This is a genomic window from Cyanobium sp. Candia 9D4, from assembly GCF_024346155.1.
GTDB classification, from domain to species: Bacteria; Cyanobacteriota; Cyanobacteriia; order PCC-6307; family Cyanobiaceae; genus Cyanobium; species Cyanobium minutissimum.
Map to the genome: position 1 here is coordinate 11,868 of NZ_JAGQCK010000016.1, position 14,882 is coordinate 26,749.

19 protein-coding genes, 1 tRNA gene and 1 pseudogene are annotated in these 14,882 nt (G+C 69.8%); 16 read left to right on the forward strand and 5 right to left on the reverse strand.

Features of this window, described 5'->3' with window-relative positions:
- Positions 1-26 precede the first annotated feature (26 nt).
- Together KBZ08_RS16180 and KBZ08_RS16185 are read right to left on the reverse strand one after the other, a co-directional pair.
- Positions 27-1,229 (reverse strand): DNA-processing protein DprA, encoded by a 1,203-nt coding sequence (locus tag KBZ08_RS16180; protein ID WP_106221950.1) that lies wholly within the window; start codon positions 1,227-1,229, stop codon positions 27-29.
- Between the two features lie 36 nt (positions 1,230-1,265).
- Complete coding sequence (locus KBZ08_RS16185; protein WP_106222005.1) at positions 1,266-1,730, reverse strand: acyl-CoA thioesterase; 465 nt, start codon at positions 1,728-1,730, stop codon at positions 1,266-1,268.
- A 71-nt stretch (positions 1,731-1,801) separates the two neighbouring features.
- Here KBZ08_RS16185 and KBZ08_RS16190 point away from each other — a divergent pair, with 71 nt between their 5' ends.
- Positions 1,802-2,653: a universal stress protein gene (locus KBZ08_RS16190; protein ID WP_106221948.1), complete on the forward strand. Its 852-nt coding sequence runs from the start codon at positions 1,802-1,804 to the stop codon at positions 2,651-2,653.
- 7 nt (positions 2,654-2,660) lie between these two features.
- On the opposite strand, the gene psbM is transcribed toward KBZ08_RS16190, so the two are convergent.
- Both psbM and KBZ08_RS16200 read right to left on the reverse strand, forming a co-directional pair.
- The gene (gene psbM, locus KBZ08_RS16195) at positions 2,661-2,768 is read right to left on the reverse strand and encodes a photosystem II reaction center protein PsbM (protein ID WP_015109223.1); all 108 of its coding nucleotides are present in this window, start codon (positions 2,766-2,768) and stop codon (positions 2,661-2,663) included.
- A 27-nt stretch (positions 2,769-2,795) separates the two neighbouring features.
- Complete coding sequence (locus tag KBZ08_RS16200; protein ID WP_254974278.1) at positions 2,796-3,266, reverse strand: 2Fe-2S iron-sulfur cluster-binding protein; 471 nt, start codon at positions 3,264-3,266, stop codon at positions 2,796-2,798.
- 191 nt (positions 3,267-3,457) lie between these two features.
- Here KBZ08_RS16200 and psbB point away from each other — a divergent pair, with 191 nt between their 5' ends.
- From psbB to KBZ08_RS16260, 12 genes are all read left to right on the forward strand, one after another.
- Positions 3,458-5,017, forward strand: coding sequence for a photosystem II chlorophyll-binding protein CP47 (gene psbB, locus KBZ08_RS16205; protein ID WP_254974280.1), 1,560 nt, complete (start codon positions 3,458-3,460; stop codon positions 5,015-5,017).
- Between the two features lie 24 nt (positions 5,018-5,041).
- The gene (locus KBZ08_RS16210) at positions 5,042-5,137 is read left to right on the forward strand and encodes a photosystem II reaction center protein T (protein ID WP_010314684.1); all 96 of its coding nucleotides are present in this window, start codon (positions 5,042-5,044) and stop codon (positions 5,135-5,137) included.
- 136 nt (positions 5,138-5,273) lie between these two features.
- The gene (gene nrdR, locus KBZ08_RS16215) at positions 5,274-5,759 is read left to right on the forward strand and encodes a transcriptional regulator NrdR (RefSeq protein WP_106221944.1); all 486 of its coding nucleotides are present in this window, start codon (positions 5,274-5,276) and stop codon (positions 5,757-5,759) included.
- A 127-nt stretch (positions 5,760-5,886) separates the two neighbouring features.
- Positions 5,887-6,963 carry a 30S ribosomal protein S1 gene (locus KBZ08_RS16220; RefSeq protein WP_106221942.1) on the forward strand — a complete coding sequence of 359 codons (1,077 nt, stop codon included), beginning with the start codon at positions 5,887-5,889 and terminating at the stop codon, positions 6,961-6,963.
- 22 nt (positions 6,964-6,985) lie between these two features.
- Positions 6,986-7,831, forward strand: coding sequence for an HAD family hydrolase (locus KBZ08_RS16225; RefSeq protein ID WP_254974283.1), 846 nt, complete (start codon positions 6,986-6,988; stop codon positions 7,829-7,831).
- Between the two features lie 29 nt (positions 7,832-7,860).
- Complete coding sequence (metK, locus tag KBZ08_RS16230; protein WP_106221939.1) at positions 7,861-9,120, forward strand: methionine adenosyltransferase; 1,260 nt, start codon at positions 7,861-7,863, stop codon at positions 9,118-9,120.
- Complete coding sequence (locus tag KBZ08_RS16235; RefSeq protein ID WP_254974287.1) at positions 9,095-10,444, forward strand: FGGY-family carbohydrate kinase; 1,350 nt, start codon at positions 9,095-9,097, stop codon at positions 10,442-10,444. Before metK ends, KBZ08_RS16235 begins: the two co-directional genes overlap by 26 nt.
- A gap of 146 nt (positions 10,445-10,590) precedes the next feature.
- The gene (locus KBZ08_RS16240) at positions 10,591-10,863 is read left to right on the forward strand and encodes a DUF2470 domain-containing protein (protein WP_106221934.1); all 273 of its coding nucleotides are present in this window, start codon (positions 10,591-10,593) and stop codon (positions 10,861-10,863) included.
- 249 nt (positions 10,864-11,112) lie between these two features.
- Positions 11,113-11,589, forward strand: coding sequence for a ComF family protein (locus KBZ08_RS16245; protein ID WP_254974289.1), 477 nt, complete (start codon positions 11,113-11,115; stop codon positions 11,587-11,589).
- A gap of 30 nt (positions 11,590-11,619) precedes the next feature.
- Positions 11,620-11,692 (forward strand) — tRNA-Phe (locus KBZ08_RS16250).
- A 31-nt stretch (positions 11,693-11,723) separates the two neighbouring features.
- Positions 11,724-11,957 carry a hypothetical protein gene (locus KBZ08_RS16255; RefSeq protein WP_106221930.1) on the forward strand — a complete coding sequence of 78 codons (234 nt, stop codon included), beginning with the start codon at positions 11,724-11,726 and terminating at the stop codon, positions 11,955-11,957.
- Between the two features lie 9 nt (positions 11,958-11,966).
- Positions 11,967-12,560 (forward strand): chromophore lyase CpcT/CpeT, encoded by a 594-nt coding sequence (locus KBZ08_RS16260; RefSeq protein ID WP_106221928.1) that lies wholly within the window; start codon positions 11,967-11,969, stop codon positions 12,558-12,560.
- A gap of 16 nt (positions 12,561-12,576) precedes the next feature.
- Here the strand turns inward: KBZ08_RS16260 and KBZ08_RS16265 are convergent, their stop codons facing one another.
- Positions 12,577-13,005 (reverse strand): hypothetical protein, encoded by a 429-nt coding sequence (locus KBZ08_RS16265; protein ID WP_254974290.1) that lies wholly within the window; start codon positions 13,003-13,005, stop codon positions 12,577-12,579.
- 263 nt (positions 13,006-13,268) lie between these two features.
- Between KBZ08_RS16265 and KBZ08_RS16270 the strand changes: the two genes are divergently transcribed.
- The 3 genes and pseudogenes from KBZ08_RS16270 to KBZ08_RS16280 form a co-directional block, all read left to right on the forward strand.
- Positions 13,269-14,114: a phycobilisome rod-core linker polypeptide gene (locus KBZ08_RS16270; protein WP_106221924.1), complete on the forward strand. Its 846-nt coding sequence runs from the start codon at positions 13,269-13,271 to the stop codon at positions 14,112-14,114.
- A 44-nt stretch (positions 14,115-14,158) separates the two neighbouring features.
- A complete protein-coding gene (locus tag KBZ08_RS16275; protein WP_106221922.1) occupies positions 14,159-14,419 on the forward strand; it encodes a phycobilisome linker polypeptide in 261 nt (86 codons plus the stop codon).
- Between the two features lie 248 nt (positions 14,420-14,667).
- A pseudogene (locus KBZ08_RS16280) lies at positions 14,668-14,882 on the forward strand (hypothetical protein); the annotation flags it as partial.

Sequence of the window (14,882 nt, forward strand, 5' to 3'; positions counted from 1 at the left end):
GGGGAGCCTAATCAGGGGCGTCAGTCTCAGCAGGGACGCCAGCAGAGGCCCGCCTCGGCCCGCAGCCGCCCGGCCAGCTCCAGCTCCAGCAGCCGGGGCATCAGCTCGGCCATGGGGCGATCGAGGGCCAGGCTCAGCTGCTCGAGGCTGGCGCCGCCACCCACCGCCGCCAGCAGCCCTTCGGCCGCCATCGCACCGGCGTCAGCCGGCCGGGTGTGGGCGGGCTGGCCGGACGCGGCCGCCGCAGCCGCCGGCGGGCCCGACCCGGGACCGGACCGGGCCAGGGGACCGGGACCCAGCTGGCCGATCAGGTCGGCGGGGAGGAGCAGGGGCGTGGCCCCCCGGGCCAGCAGCCGGTTGCTGCCCAGGGCGGAGGCGCGGCCGGCATCGGCCGGCACCACCCAGAGGGGCAGCTCCAGCTGCCAGGCCAGCTCGGCCGAATGCAGCGCCCCACTGACGACCGGACACTCCACCACCACCACTGCAGCGGCCATGGCCACCAGCAGGCGGTTGCGGGCGGCGAAGCTGCCGGGGCGCACGGCGGTGCCCTCGGCCAGCTCGCTCACCACCAGGCCCTGACGGGCCACCTGGCTCTGCAGCAGCGCGTGATGGAGGGGATAGGCGCGACCCAGCGGTGTGCCCAGCACCCCGACCGGGGCTCCTCCGGCCTCTAGACACCCCTGATGGGCAGCGCCATCAATCCCCTCCGCCAGACCACTCACAACGGGCCAGCCCGCCTCGGCCAGGGCGGCACCGATGGCCTGGGCCATCGAGAGGCCATGCAGGGACGGTCGCCGGGTGCCCACCACGGCCACGGCGCGGCGATGGCCCAGGTGCGGCCAGAGGCTGCCCCGGCCCTGCCAGCACAGCTGCAGGGGCGGCCGCTGCAGCCGCCGCAGGCCCGCCGGCCAGCCCCGGTCGCCGGGGACGAGCACGCCGCGGCCGAACCGGCACCGGGGCGCGAAGCCCTCCAGGGGCCTGGGCCCCCACTGGCGGCGGAAGCGCACCACCGCGGCCACCAGCCCCTCCCCCAGGCCCGGCACCGCTGCCAGCTCGGCGGCGGAGGCCCCCCAGGCGGCGGCGAGACCACCGCACCCAGCCTCGAGGGCCCGCAGGCGCTGCCAACCGAGACCCGGGCAGCGGCTCCAGAGCAGCCACCACAGGCGCTGCTGCCGGTCCCAGGTGGGGATGGCCCTGCGGGGGAACACCCCCTGCACCAGATCTCCCATGGCCCGCGCCAGCACCTGAACAACAGTACAAGCGTACTATGGCTGGCTGTCGGTGCCTGTCGGCCCTTTCCTCAGGATGGCCAGGGCCTGCTCCAGGTCCGGTGGCAGCCGCCGCTGCAGCCGCCGCCGGGAGCCCCCAGCGGAGAGATCCACCAGCACGAGGTCGACGCTGGCCTCGGCCGCCACCCCCCCGTCGGGGCGCAGGAAACGGCTCTGCCAGGAAAGCTTGACGCCCTGCCGCGGCAGCACCCGGCTGTGGATCGCGACCGCGTCACCGTGGAGCAGGGCCTGGCGGTAGTCGATGCGCAGCCCTACCACCGGCAGCTCCAGCCCCCGGGACGACAGGTCGCTGTAGTGGAGGCCGGCCCGGGCCAGCGCCTCGACGCGCGCCTCCTCCAGCCAGGCCAGGTAGGCCCCGTGCCACATCACGCCGGCGTGATCGGTGTGCTGCGGCAGCACCCGCCGGTTCAGACACCACCAGGCCGCTTCGGAGCGCTGCATCACGGTCTTCACCACAGGGGAGTGCGGAAACAGGATCAGCCATAGGCTGATCCAGAGCCTCTTTGACGACCGTGTTCCGCAACCTGCTGATCGCCGATTCCGGCAAGGGTCATGTGGAGGAGATGGTCCGCATCCTGCGGGACATCCCCCCTTGCCGTCAGGCCCGGATCAACCTGCTGCACGTGATCCCCGAGCAGGGGGGTCTGGATCTGGAGACCCACCGCCAGCAGGCCGAGGTGCTGATCAAGGAGGCGATCGAGCGGCTCGGTCTCAGCCCCGGCGAGGTCAACACCCTGGTGCGGGAGGGCGACGCCAAGCTGACCGTGCTGAACGTGGCCGATGAGCTGGAGGCCGACCTGATCGTGATGGGGTCGCGGGGCCTGGGCCGGCTTCAGTCGATCCTGGGCAACAGCGCCAGCCAGTACGTCTTCCAGCTCTCCACCCGGCCCATGCTGCTGGTGCGGGACGATCTCTACGTGAAGGCCATCAACCGGGTCCTGGTGGCCATCGACGGCACCGGGGTCGGTGACGACGCCCTGCGGCTGGCCTGCGAACTGGTGCAGGGCATCCCCGGCGGCAGCCTCACCGGCGTGCACGTGTCCCGCCAGGACATCACCCCTTCGCGCGGGGGACGCACCCCCGGGGACGACGTGCTGCAGAAGGCGATCCAGCGGGCCCGCAGCTTCGGGGTGGAGATGAAAGGCCTGCATCGCACGGGCGACATCGCCCGAGGCGTCTGCGCCGCCGCCGAGGAGGCGAAGGCGGACCTGGTGGTGATTGCCTCCCAGGACCGCAGGCCGCTGGTGGCCCGGGCCCTGGTGGATCTCGACAAGCTTCTGGGCAGCTCGGTCAGCGACTACATCCGGGTGCATGCCCCGGCTCCGGTGCTGCTGGTGCGGGAGCCGGAGGGGCGGGCGCGCTGAGGGCGACTCAGCCGCCCTGGCGGCTGTTCGTCTGGATGTAGAGAATGATCAGAAAGACGGCGGGAACCAGAACGAACAGGAGGCTGGCAACGAAGCCGAGGTCGTTGGTTTCCATGACTGCTGGTGAGGTTCTGAGAACGTATCACCGCCCATCGGCGGGAAGGACGCCCCCTTCATCGCTCGTTGCGGATGGAGCGTCCTCCTCCTCCGGCTCCTCGGCGGCGGGAGGGACGGGCCAGGCGGTGGGCCCCTCCGGCAGGGGCTGGGCCAGGGCCCTGGCCAGGTCGCCTTCCCGGTCCGCGAGTCCCACCTGGGGCCGGGTGAGCACCATCACCGATTTCTGCACCAGGGCCTGACAGGCCAGCCGCCAGGTCTGGGGGCGCCGTCTCAGCTTGAGCTGTTCCACCGCCGTCTGTTCCGTGAGGGCGTTGGCCGCCCCGCCCTCCACCACCTCCACGAAGCAGGTGATGCACTGGCCGCAGCCCCCGCAGTTGCCCAGCCGGCCCTTGAGGCCGTACAGCTCGATGCCTTCGCGCAGGGCGACCTCGCGGAGGTTCTCCCCCGGGTAGCACTCCACGTCACGCTGCTCGCGCACGAACCGGATCACGGGCATGGCAGAAGCCTCGGGGGAACAGGACGGCTCCCATTGTGAGGCGCGCCGTTGCGGTCCGTTACCTGGGCCCCGTGCCGTTGCCCGCAACCCTTACCATCGCCAGCACGGATCGGTAATCACCGAGCGTCTCCTTAGCCGCCATCGCCCCGGCGACCGGCTTCGGCAACTGTCAACCCAGACCTGACCCCCCAATGGGATTGCCCTGGTACCGGGTGCACACGGTCGTCATCAACGACCCGGGCCGACTGCTGGCCGTGCACCTCATGCACACCGCCCTGGTAGCCGGCTGGGCCGGCTCCATGGCGCTCTATGAGCTCGCGATCTTCGACCCCTCCGACCCGGTCCTCAACCCCATGTGGCGCCAGGGCATGTTCGTCATGCCCTTCATGGCTCGCCTGGGTGTGACGGGCAGCTGGGGTGGCTGGAGCGTCACCGGTGAAACCGGCGTCGACCCCGGCTTCTGGAGCTTCGAGGGCGTGGCTGCCGCCCACATCATTTTCAGCGGCCTCCTCTTCCTTGCCGCCATCTGGCACTGGACCTACTGGGATCTCGAGATCTGGCAGGACCCCCGCTCCGGGGAGCCCGCTCTCGACCTGCCCAAGATCTTCGGCATCCACCTGCTGCTGGCCGGCCTGGGCTGCTTCGGCTTCGGCGCCTTCCACCTCACCGGCGTCTTCGGGCCCGGGATGTGGATCTCCGATCCCTACAGCCTGACGGGACACCTCGAACCGGTGCAGCCCGCCTGGGGACCGGAGGGCTTCAACCCCTTCAACCCGGGCGGGATCGTGGCGCACCACATCGCCGCCGGCATCGTCGGCATCATCGCCGGCATCTTCCACATCACCACCCGTCCGCCGGAGCGCCTGTACAAGGCTCTCCGCATGGGCAACATCGAGACGGTGCTGGCCAGCGCCATCGCTGCGGTGTTCTTCGCGGCCTTCATCGTGGCCGGAACCATGTGGTATGGCTCGGCCGCCACGCCGGTGGAACTCTTCGGCCCCACCCGCTATCAGTGGGATCAGGGCTACTTCAAGACGGAGATCAACCGTCGCGTCCAGACCGCCCTCGACAACGGCGCCACCAAGGAAGAGGCCTACGCGGCCATTCCCGAGAAGCTCGCCTTCTACGACTACGTCGGCAACAGCCCCGCCAAGGGTGGTCTGTTCCGCGTGGGCCCGATGATCAACGGTGATGGCCTGCCCACCTCCTGGATCGGCCACATCGCCTTCACCGACAAGGAAGGCCATGAGCTCGAGGTCCGGCGTCTGCCCAACTTCTTCGAGAACTTCCCGGTGGTGCTCCAGGACGACCAGGGCATCGTCCGCGCTGACATCCCGTTCCGTCGGGCCGAGGCGAAGTACTCCTTCGAACAGCAGGGTGTGACGGCCACCGTCTACGGCGGTGCCCTCAACGGTCAGACCTTCACCGACCCTGCCGACGTCAAGCGCCTGGCCCGCAAGGCCCAGCTTGGCGAGGCCTTCGAGTTCGACCGGGAGACCTACCACTCCGACGGCACCTTCCGCAGCTCCCCCCGCGGCTGGTTCACCTTCGGCCATGCCTGCTTCGCCCTGCTCTTCTTCTTCGGCCACATCTGGCACGGTGCCCGCACCCTCTACCGTGATGTCTTCGCCGGGATCGACCCCGATCTGGGTGAGCAGGTGGAGTTCGGTCTGTTCGCCAAACTGGGCGACCGTTCCACCCGGCGCCTTCCCGAGGGCTACGTGCCCCCGGCCGGTTCCACCCTCAGCTGACCGCCAGTCCCCCCGAGGATTCCCATGGAGAGCTTCGCCTACATCCTGATCCTGGCCCTGGCCATTTCCACGCTGTTTTTCGCGATCGCCTTCCGCGACCCCCCGAAGATCGGCAAGTGACCATCCGTCCAGATTGATGCCGAGCCCCCGGGAAACCGGGGGTTTTTTCATGCTTCAGCCCGCGACCGGGAGGCACCCCCCTTCTCTTTGTGCCCGTAGCTGTTTACACTCCAAACAATTGGACGCGTGCCCGGGGATGCAATGTCCCTCCTGCCAACACACCGACAGCCGCGTTCTGGAATCAAGGGCCGCCGATTCCGGGCGCAGCGTGCGGCGGCGCAGGGAGTGCCTCAATTGTGATTTTCGCTTCACCACCTACGAACGGGTCGAGACCGTTCCGATCACCGTGGTCAAGCGCAACGGCAGCCGGGAAACCTTCAACCGCAGCAAACTGCTCCACGGTCTGCTGCGGGCCTGCGAGAAGACGGGTCTGGAACCCGCCCGGCTCGAGGCCGTCGTCGACGACATCGAACTGGCCCTGCAGCAGCGGGTCGGCCGGGAGGTGAGCAGCAATGAGATCGGTGAGCTGGTGCTGCAGCGCCTGCGGGAGATGAGCGAGGTGGCCTACGTGCGCTTCGCCTCCGTGTACCGCCAGTTCCAGAGCGTCAGCGATTTCGTGGCCACCCTCGAAGGGCTGGGCAGCCGCGCCAAGACCAAGAACCGGCTGGCGGTGGTGGGCTGAACCGGGCACCGGGGCAGGGAACGGATCAGCCAGCCGGTCCATTGATAGAGTGATTGATCGGGTTTGCGCTGCAGGCGGGCAGCCATTCCGTTCCTTCGCACTGCCACCGGCAGACCGCCCCAGCTCCATGACCCTCACTCCTTCTTCCGAAGCCGACACCCTCGAGGCCCTCACGCCGATCAGCGGCGAGGAGGCCACCGACGTGGAGGCCAGCGCCGATCTCGATCTGGCGATCCCGGAAGAGGTGCCCAGCGCCGACGACTCCAGCAGCCGTGTCAGCGCACGGGACGGCGACGGTGTGGGCTTCACGCTGGACGAGTTCGCGGCCCTGCTCAGCAAGTACGACTACAACTTCAAGCCCGGCGACGTCGTCAACGGCACCGTCTTCGCCCTGGAATCCAAGGGCGCGATGATCGACATCGGCGCCAAGACCGCCGCCTTCATGCCCCTTCAGGAGGTGTCGATCAACCGGGTGGAGCACCTCTCCGACGTGCTTGAGCCCGGCGAGGTGCGGGAGTTCTTCATCCTCAGCGAGGAGAACGAGGACGGCCAGCTCACCCTGTCGGTGCGTCGCATCGAGTACCAGCGCGCCTGGGAGCGGGTGCGCCAGCTGCAGAAGGAGGACGCCACGATCTACAGCGAGGTGTTCGCCACCAACCGCGGCGGCGCCCTGGTGCGGGTGGAGGGCCTGCGGGGCTTCATCCCCGGCAGCCACATCAGCACCCGCAAGGCCAAGGAGGAACTCGTCGCCGACTTCCTCCCCCTCAAGTTCCTCGAGGTGGACGAGGAGCGCAACCGTCTGGTGCTCAGCCATCGCCGTGCCCTGGTGGAGCGCAAGATGAATCGCCTCGAGGTGGGCGAAGTGGTGCTGGGCACCGTCCGGGGCATCAAGCCCTACGGCGCCTTCATCGACATCGGGGGTGTCAGCGGCCTGCTGCACATCTCCGAGATCAGCCACGAGCACATCGAGACCCCCCACACCGTGCTCAATGTCAACGATCAGATGAAGGTCATGATCATCGACCTCGACGCCGAGCGGGGGCGCATCTCCCTGTCCACCAAGGCCCTCGAGCCGGAGCCGGGCGACATGCTCAGCGATCCCCAGAAGGTGTTCGACAAGGCCGAAGAGATGGCCGCCCGCTACAAGCAGATGCTGCTCGAGCAGGCCGAGGACAACGAGCCGATGGGTGTCTCCCTGGAATGAGGTCGCGCCGGATCCGCTGACGATGGTTCACCTTTCCCTGCGGGGCACCCCGCTGCCCTGCGGGGACCGCCCCCTGGAGGCGGTGCTGTTCGACAAGGACGGCACCATGAGCCACAGCGAGCCGATGCTCGTGGCCCTGGCCCAGGCCAGGGTCTTTCATTGTCTGGCCCTGGCCGGCCTGGCCGAGCACGACCCGGAGCGGCACCGCGACCTGGGCGCCCTGCTGCATCGCGCCTATGGCCTGTCCGCCGAGGGCATCCACCCGGCCGGCACGATGGCGGTGGCCAGCCGCGACCAGAACCTGGTGGCCACCGCCACCGCCCTGGCCCAGGTGGGCCTCGGCTGGCCCGAAGCCCTGGCCACGGCCGAGGCGGTGTTCGCCCGCACCGATGCCCTGCACGGCCAGGGGAGTGAGCAGCGACCGGCCCCCACCCCGGGCCTGCGGTCCCTGCTGGAGGCCCTGCGCCTGGCGGGAGTGCGCTGCGCCGTCATCAGCAACGACCACGTGGAGGGCATCGAAGCCTTTCTGGCCGCCCACGATCTGGCCACCTACGTGCAGGCCCACTGGAGCGCCGAGCATCAGCCCCGCAAACCCGACCCCGCCGCCGTCCATGGCCTGTGCGCGGAGCTGGGCGTGGCGGTGGAGAGCTGCGCCCTGATCGGCGACGCCAACAGCGACCTGCGCATGGCGAGGGCCGCCGGGGTGCCGGTGGTCCTGGGCTACCGGGCAGGCTGGCGTCGGCCGGTGGCGCTGGACGGCTCCTTCCTGCAGCTGGACCACTGGCGGGAGCTCGCCGTCGTGCCGGGGAACGCCGCCATACCCCCCAATGGTTCCAGCGCCACTGGGATGGTCGCCCCACGGGAATAAGCTCAGCCATCGACTGACCCCCTGCCCCTATGAGCCGTTTCGTCTTCACCTCGGAATCGGTGACGGAAGGCCACCCCGACAAGATCTGTGATCAGGTCAGCGACGCCGTGCTCGACGCGCTGCTGGCCCAGGACCCCTCCAGCCGGGTGGCCTGCGAGACCGTGGTGAACACCGGCCTCTGCCTGATCACAGGGGAAGTCACCACCAACGCCCGCGTCGACTTCAACACCCTGGTGCGGGGCGTGATCGAACAGATCGGCTACAGCGGCGCCCGCGCCGGCGGCTTCGACGCCCGCAGCTGCGCCGTGCTGATCGCCCTTGATCAGCAGTCGCCGGACATTGCCCAGGGTGTGGATGAGGCCGACGACCATGACGGAGATCCCCTCGACAAGGTGGGCGCCGGCGACCAGGGCATCATGTTCGGCTACGCCTGCGACGAAACCCCGGAGCTGATGCCGCTGCCCATCAGCCTGGCCCACCGGCTGGCCCTGCGGCTGGCCCAGGTGCGCCATGACGGCAGCCTCGGGTACCTGCTGCCCGACGGCAAGACCCAGGTGAGCGTGGTGTACGAGAACGACCGCCCTGTGGCGATCGACACGATCCTCATCTCCACCCAGCACACCGCCGAAGTGGAGGGGATCAGCGACGAGAAAGCGGTGCAGCAGCGCATCAAGGACGACCTCTGGACGCATGTGGTGCTGCCCGCCACGGCCGATCTGCCCCTCAAGCCCTCCAAGGAGAGCACCCGCTTCTACGTCAACCCCACTGGCAAGTTCGTGGTGGGCGGCCCCCAGGGCGACGCCGGCCTGACGGGCCGCAAGATCATCGTCGACACCTACGGCGGCTATGCCCGCCACGGCGGTGGGGCTTTCTCCGGCAAGGACCCCACCAAGGTGGACCGTTCCGCCGCCTACGCCGCCCGCTATGTGGCCAAGGCTCTGGTGGCCTCCGGCCTCGCCCACAAGGCCGAGGTGCAGCTCAGCTACGCCATCGGCGTGGCCCGGCCCGTGAGCATCCTGGTGGAGAGCTTCGGCACCGGCGCCCTCAGCAACGCCGATCTCACCGCCCTGGTGCAGGAGCACTTCGACCTGCGCCCCGGCGCCATCATCGAAGCCTTCGGCCTGCGGGAACTGCCCCAGCAGCGGGGCGGACGCTTCTACCAGGACGTGGCCGCCTACGGCCACTTCGGCCGCAAGGATCTCGACCTCCCCTGGGAGGACGTGACCGCCATCGCCGCCACCCTCAAGCAGGCCACGGCGAGCCGTGTCAGCGCTGTATCTGGGGGTTGACCTCGGCAGCAGCGGCCTGCGCCTGGCCGTTCTGGCCGACGCCGGAGCACCCGGTGGCGAGCCCGACGCTCCGGTGCTGGCGCTGCAGGCCCCCTACCCAGGCCGTTTCGAGGAGCCGGAGGCCTGGAGGCAGGGCCTGATCCAGCTGCTGGCCGCCGTGCCCGAGCAGATCCGCCGGCGCGTGACAGCCCTCGCCGTCGATGGCACCTCCGGCACCCTCCTGGCCTGCGGGCCCGGGGGACGCCTGCTGCCGCCGCCACTGGCGGCCGCCCTGCCTTACCACCAAGCCTGTCCGGAGCAGGCCGGGGCCATCGCCACCCTGCTGGCCGCGGAGGCGGGGGCGGGGGCCGCGGAGAACGGGGCATGGGCCGACCATCCCGCCGCCAGCAGCAGCGGCAGCCTGGCCCGGGCCCTGCGCCTGCTGGCCCTGGCCCGGGAGGCGGGCCTCGCCCAAGGCCTGCTGCTGCGCCACCAGGCCGACTGGCTGATGGGCTGGCTGCTGGACGACTGGCGTTGGGGCGAGGAGGGCAACAACGTGCGCCTGGGCTGGGACCTGCCGCAGGGCCGCTGGCCTGCGGGGGTGGCCGAAGGCCTGGGTGCCGGTGCCCTGCCCTCGATCCGCAGCAGCGGCAGCCGCCTCGGCGCGCTGGCTGCGGAGACGGCGGCCACCCTGGGCCTGCCGGCCGACTGCCAGGTGGTGGCGGGCAGCACCGATGCCAATGCGGCGGTGCTGGCCGCCGATCCCCAGGAGGGTGATGGCATCGCCGTGCTGGGCACCACCCTGGTGCTGAAGCAGTTCGTGGCCGCCCCCCTGGCCGGGGCCGGGCTCAGCAACCACCGGGTGGGCGGCCGCTGGCTGGCGGGGGGAGCCTCGAACGCCGGCGCCGGCATCCTGCGCCGCTTCTTCGATGACGCCCAGATCGCCGAGCTGAGCCGCCAGATGACGCCGGACCGTCCCACGGGGCTGGCCCTGCGGCCCCTGAGCCGCCGGGGTGAACGCTTCCCGGTGGACGACCCGGAGCTGGAGCCGATCCTGGAACCGAGGCCCACGAGTGATGCCCGCTATCTCCAGGCCCTGCTGGAGGGCCTGACGGCCATCGAGGTGGCGGGCTGGCGGCGGCTGCGGCAGCTGGGGGCGCCGGAACTGCGGCGGGTGATCAGCGTCGGCGGCGGCGCCCGCAACAGCCAGTGGCGGGCCCTGCGGGCACGGGCCCTGGGGGTCCCGGTGCTGAACCGACCGAAACGCACGGCGGCCCTGGGCATGGCCCTGCTGGCGCGGGCCAGCTCCAGGATGGGGGCCGACTCCCCCCTGCCTCGGCCATGAACGAACGTCTCCAATCGATCCTCGCCATGGCCCTGTTCGTCGTGCTGGCCGGTTATGTGGGCTTCAGCGGCCTGCGGCTGGCTCTGCTGCTCTGGCAGCGGTTCGCCGGCGCCTGAGCCCAGAATTCCCCCAACCGACCGGAACCCATGGCCGCCGATCCCCTCACCGCTGCAGTGAGCGACCGCATCTGCAAGCACATGAACGACGACCACGCCGAGGCCGTGCTGGCCTACGCCCGCCACTACGGCGGCTGCACCGAGGCCCGCCAGGCCCGGATGGTGGCCGTGGAGCCCGAGGCGATGCGCCTGGAGGTGGACGGCACCCGGGTGGAGGTGCCCTTCGACCACGCCCTCACCGACAGCGAGGACGCCCACCGCACCCTGGTGGCCATGCTGCGGTCGCTCCCCGGGAAGGCTTGAGGCAGCGACTGCGCCGCCAGCGGCGGCGCCGGACCCCTGACCCTCCTCACACGCCTGTGCCAGCTCCCGCTCGGCTGGATCGCCGCCACCCCCTGCCCCCTCTGCCGGGGCCTGCAACCGCCCGGGCATGAGCCCGGTGCGCCCTGCCCGGACTGCCGCCAGCGCCTGCCCCTGCCGGCGGGGGCCCTGAAGGGCAACGAGCCCCTGCTCTGGTGGGCGGCCGGGTCCTACGACGGCGAGCTGCGGCGGTTGCTGCTCGGGCTGCGGCAGCGGCCGGATCCCGCCAGGGTGGGCGCCCTGGTGCAGGTGCTGGCGGAGGGGCTGCCGTTGTGGCGGCAGCGGCCGCTGCTGGTGCCGGTGCCGAGCTGGAAACGGCAGGGGAATCCCCTGCCGGCGCTGGTGTGCCGCCAGCTCGTCCGCCAGCTGGGGTACCGCCGCGCCGATCTGCTGGAGCGCTCCAGGCCGGTGCTCGGCCAGCACCACCTCGGCCGAAGCCTGCGCCTGGCCAACCAGGCGGGAGCCTTCCGCTGTCGCCGCGGGCCGCGCCTCGGCGAGGCCCTGGGCCGGCCGGTCCTGGTCGTCGACGACATCCTCACCAGCGGGGCCACCGGCTGCAGCGCCGCAGCGGCCCTGGAGAGCCTCGGCTGGCAGGTGGTGGGACTCCTCTGCCTGGCCCGCACGCCCCGGGGGCGCACCCGGACGGCCCGATCCGGCAGCGGGCCGTGATCTAAGATCGCTGCGTCGCTTCGGCGACGGGCCGGGATAGCTCAGTTGGTAGAGCAGGCGACTGAAAATCGCCGTGTCCCCAGTTCAAATCTGGGTCCTGGCATTGCGTGCGGACTGCTCTGCAGCCCATCACCATGCCCCATCAGCCCTCGACCTCCAGCCAGATCTTCAACAACGCCGACAGCTTCGCCCAGGCGTTCGATGAGGCCTGGCAGGAGCACAGTCGAGAGGATCCCTCCCACGGGCTCTCCAGCACCGAGAAGCTCGAGGCGATCCTCGGCCGGGTGGCGGCCCACCCCTTCGCCCAGGCCGATCCGGCCATGGCCCGTCAGGTGGGGGCCTTCCGGATCCGCCTGCTCGACCTTTAAGTGGCGCCCATGAGCAGCTCCCTCGCCCGCCTCCTCCAGCTCCTGAGCGGCGGCTTCAGCAACCAGAGCCAGGCCTTCGACAATCCTCCGCTCTACGCCCACATCCTGGTCAAGTTCCGGCCGCTGCCCCAGCTGGCGCCAGGCTCCCTGCTCCTGGAGCAGTCCTACGCCATCTCACCCGGCACGCCCTACAGAATCCGGGTGCTGCGCGCCGAGCGCCGCGACGGCGCACTGATCATCCACAACCAGGCCCTGCAGGACGAGCAGCGGTTCTGGGGCGCCATCGAGGATGAGGGGCGACGCCGCAACATCGGGGACGCCGACCTGATGCCCCTTGAGGGCTGCACCTACGTGGTGCGGGAGGTGGGTGACGGGTTCGTCGGTGAGGTGGAGCCGGGCTGCCGCTGCCTCGTGGAGCGCAAGGGGAGCGTGGCGTACCTGGTCAGCAGCTTCGAGATCGATGCCCGGGGCATGCGCACCATCGACCGGGGCCACGATCCGGCCACCCACGAGCAGCTCTGGGGATCCCTGGCCGGCCCCTTCGAGTTCGAGCGCACCGACGACTACCGCGCCGAACTCCCGTCCGCCTGGCTGGAGACCTGAACGGCCAGGGGCTCCTTCAGCCGGCGATCAGCTCGTCCATGAAAGGCTGCTCCCCCTCATCCAGGAAGGGATCAATCTCTTCCGAGGCCAGGTCGAAGGGTTCCGCGCCCGCCACGGAGGCTGGCGCCTCCTGCTGCAACGCCGGCGGATGCACCGCCTGCAGATGGCGGGAGGTGCCGCTGCGATCCAGACCCCGCAGGGCCGCCTCGATCCTGGCCAGGCGCTCCTCGGTGTCGCCCAGCCGCTCGTCCATGGCGGCCCCATGGGCGGCCTCCAGGTCGGCCACCTCCTCCAGCCGCGCCCCGATGCGATCCTCGTGGCCCCCGAGGCGCTCCTCAAGCTCCAGCAGGCGGTAGGTGAGCGCTTCGGTCACCTGGGACAACACCTGCAGCTGATCAGCCAACCGCAGGGAGGCGTCCTCGGATGGGGATACAACAGAAGCCATGACGGCACCGGGATGATGGCCGGATGGTATCGGCGTGGGGCCGGCCCGCCAGGGGTGTCCCCGGCCGGGGGGTTTGTAACGATTCTGAAAACCCTGTCGTGGCGAGCGGACAGGCCCATAGGATCCGCCTTGCAGCCCATGATCGGGACGTTTCCTGCAGCCGTCCTCGAAGGCGTCTGCCCAACGGCAGCGGCCTTGCGCCCTGCCCATGCGCCCTGCCCACTGACCTTCTCTCCAACGCCTCTCCCCCGGCACCCACGCTCATGACACTTGCCAACGCTGCCTATCTGGGCATCGAGCGTTTCTCCAGCGACCGCAACAAGGAAAACTGGACGAACGCCACCGAAAACGACAAGGCCGCCCTGATCCGCGCCGTCTACAAGCAGGTGCTCGGCAACCAGTACGTCATGGCCAGCGAGAGGCTCACGGGTCCGGAGTCCCTCTTCAAGCGCGGCTACCTGAGCGTGCGGGAGTTCGTGCGCCAGGTGGCCAAGAGCGGTCTCTACAAGGCCAAGTTCTTTGAAAGCACCAACCCCTACCGCTTCATCGAGCTGAACTTCAAGCATCTCCTGGGCCGGGCTCCCCAGAACAAGGCCGAGATGCTGCACCACTTCACGATCCTGCAGGAGCAGGGCTACGACGCCGAGATCGACTCCTACCTCGACAGCGCCGAGTACCAGAACCGCTTCGGTGAAGAGGTGGTTCCCTACCTGCACGGCTGGGACTACTCCTCCGGCCAGCAGGGCCTGCAGTTCTCCTACATGCTGCAGCTCACCCGGGGCGTGGGCGCCTCGGTGCGGGGCGATCTGCTCAAGAACCAGTCGCGCCTCAACCCCTCGGTGCATGCCGAGGCCCCCATGCCCGTGGTGAGCCCCAACGCCAGGGGCAGCGTCTTCCGCAAGGTCCCCACCGACGGCATCACCCGCCAGGGTGTCGGTGCCGGCGAAGAAGGTCGCACCTTCCGGGTCGAGATCTCCGGCTTCAACAACTACCGCCTGCACAAGCGCAGCAACCGGGTGCGCTTCATCCCCTTCAACAAGCTGCTGCAGACCCAGCAGCAGATCCTGCGCGAAGGCGGCCGTATCGCCAGCATCACCCCGGTCAACTGATCCGGGCCTCCGTTCAGCCTTACCCCCCTTACCCCTCCGAACCCATGAAGGTTTCCGCAGGTACCCGAGGCACCGGCCTCAACAGTTCCCGTCAGGTGGCGTTCACCGTCACCGGCGTCAACAACAACGACTACTCCCGCACCGCGGACATGGTCATGAACGTGCCGTTCACCCGCATGAACGAGACCATGCGTCTGGTCCATGCCATGGGCGGCAAGATCGTGAGTGTCTCCGTGACCGGCGGCGGCACCGGTGGCTCCGAGGCGCCGGCCCCCCGCAAGGGCAAGGCGAAGGCGGAAGGCTGAGGCCGGGCCCCGCTCCGGTGATGCGATGGGTCCCCTCCATGGGGGCCCTTTTTCATGGGCCGGACGGGGTGGTCGGGGCAGCGGGCCTTACACCCCTCCGCGGGATCGACCGTCCAGGCTGAACCCCAGCGGACGCTCAGGTGGCCAGAACGCTTGCGGCCGCTTGGATCCTGGCGGTAGTGACCATTTATTAAGGCGCTCCCATCCACCGGACACTGTCACCAACAATAGGTAGGTCTTTCGGAGCGATGCCCGGCCTTGGCCAGGCGATCATCGAAAGCAACGACGCAGTCGACGTCAGCCAGGCCTCCCCCCGGACTGACGCTCCAGACTCGACCCCCTTACCCACCCAATCCCGACGTTCGACGTCGAGAACAGGAGCTAACTCAATGTTCGACGCCTTCACCAAGGTCGTTGCTCAGGCTGATGCCCGCGGCGAATTCCTCAACGCTGGTCAGATCGA

What these genes read in the sequence shown, in the direction of transcription:
- KBZ08_RS16180 (WP_106221950.1), bottom strand. Translation starts at nt 1,229, where the DNA reads ATGGGAGATCTGGTGCAGGGGGTGTTCCCCCGCAGGGCCATCCCCACC.
- KBZ08_RS16185 (WP_106222005.1), bottom strand. Translation starts at nt 1,730, where the DNA reads ATGCAGCGCTCCGAAGCGGCCTGGTGGTGTCTGAACCGGCGGGTGCTG.
- psbM (WP_015109223.1), bottom strand. Translation starts at nt 2,768, where the DNA reads ATGGAAACCAACGACCTCGGCTTCGTTGCCAGCCTCCTGTTCGTTCTG.
- KBZ08_RS16200 (WP_254974278.1), bottom strand. Translation starts at nt 3,266, where the DNA reads ATGCCCGTGATCCGGTTCGTGCGCGAGCAGCGTGACGTGGAGTGCTAC.
- psbB (WP_254974280.1), top strand. Translation starts at nt 3,458, where the DNA reads ATGGGATTGCCCTGGTACCGGGTGCACACGGTCGTCATCAACGACCCG.
- KBZ08_RS16210 (WP_010314684.1), top strand. Translation starts at nt 5,042, where the DNA reads ATGGAGAGCTTCGCCTACATCCTGATCCTGGCCCTGGCCATTTCCACG.
- nrdR (WP_106221944.1), top strand. Translation starts at nt 5,274, where the DNA reads ATGCAATGTCCCTCCTGCCAACACACCGACAGCCGCGTTCTGGAATCA.
- KBZ08_RS16220 (WP_106221942.1), top strand. Translation starts at nt 5,887, where the DNA reads ATGACCCTCACTCCTTCTTCCGAAGCCGACACCCTCGAGGCCCTCACG.
- KBZ08_RS16225 (WP_254974283.1), top strand. Translation starts at nt 6,986, where the DNA reads ATGGTTCACCTTTCCCTGCGGGGCACCCCGCTGCCCTGCGGGGACCGC.
- metK (WP_106221939.1), top strand. Translation starts at nt 7,861, where the DNA reads ATGAGCCGTTTCGTCTTCACCTCGGAATCGGTGACGGAAGGCCACCCC.
- KBZ08_RS16240 (WP_106221934.1), top strand. Translation starts at nt 10,591, where the DNA reads ATGGCCGCCGATCCCCTCACCGCTGCAGTGAGCGACCGCATCTGCAAG.
- KBZ08_RS16255 (WP_106221930.1), top strand. Translation starts at nt 11,724, where the DNA reads ATGCCCCATCAGCCCTCGACCTCCAGCCAGATCTTCAACAACGCCGAC.
- KBZ08_RS16260 (WP_106221928.1), top strand. Translation starts at nt 11,967, where the DNA reads ATGAGCAGCTCCCTCGCCCGCCTCCTCCAGCTCCTGAGCGGCGGCTTC.
- KBZ08_RS16265 (WP_254974290.1), bottom strand. Translation starts at nt 13,005, where the DNA reads ATGGCTTCTGTTGTATCCCCATCCGAGGACGCCTCCCTGCGGTTGGCT.
- KBZ08_RS16270 (WP_106221924.1), top strand. Translation starts at nt 13,269, where the DNA reads ATGACACTTGCCAACGCTGCCTATCTGGGCATCGAGCGTTTCTCCAGC.
- KBZ08_RS16275 (WP_106221922.1), top strand. Translation starts at nt 14,159, where the DNA reads ATGAAGGTTTCCGCAGGTACCCGAGGCACCGGCCTCAACAGTTCCCGT.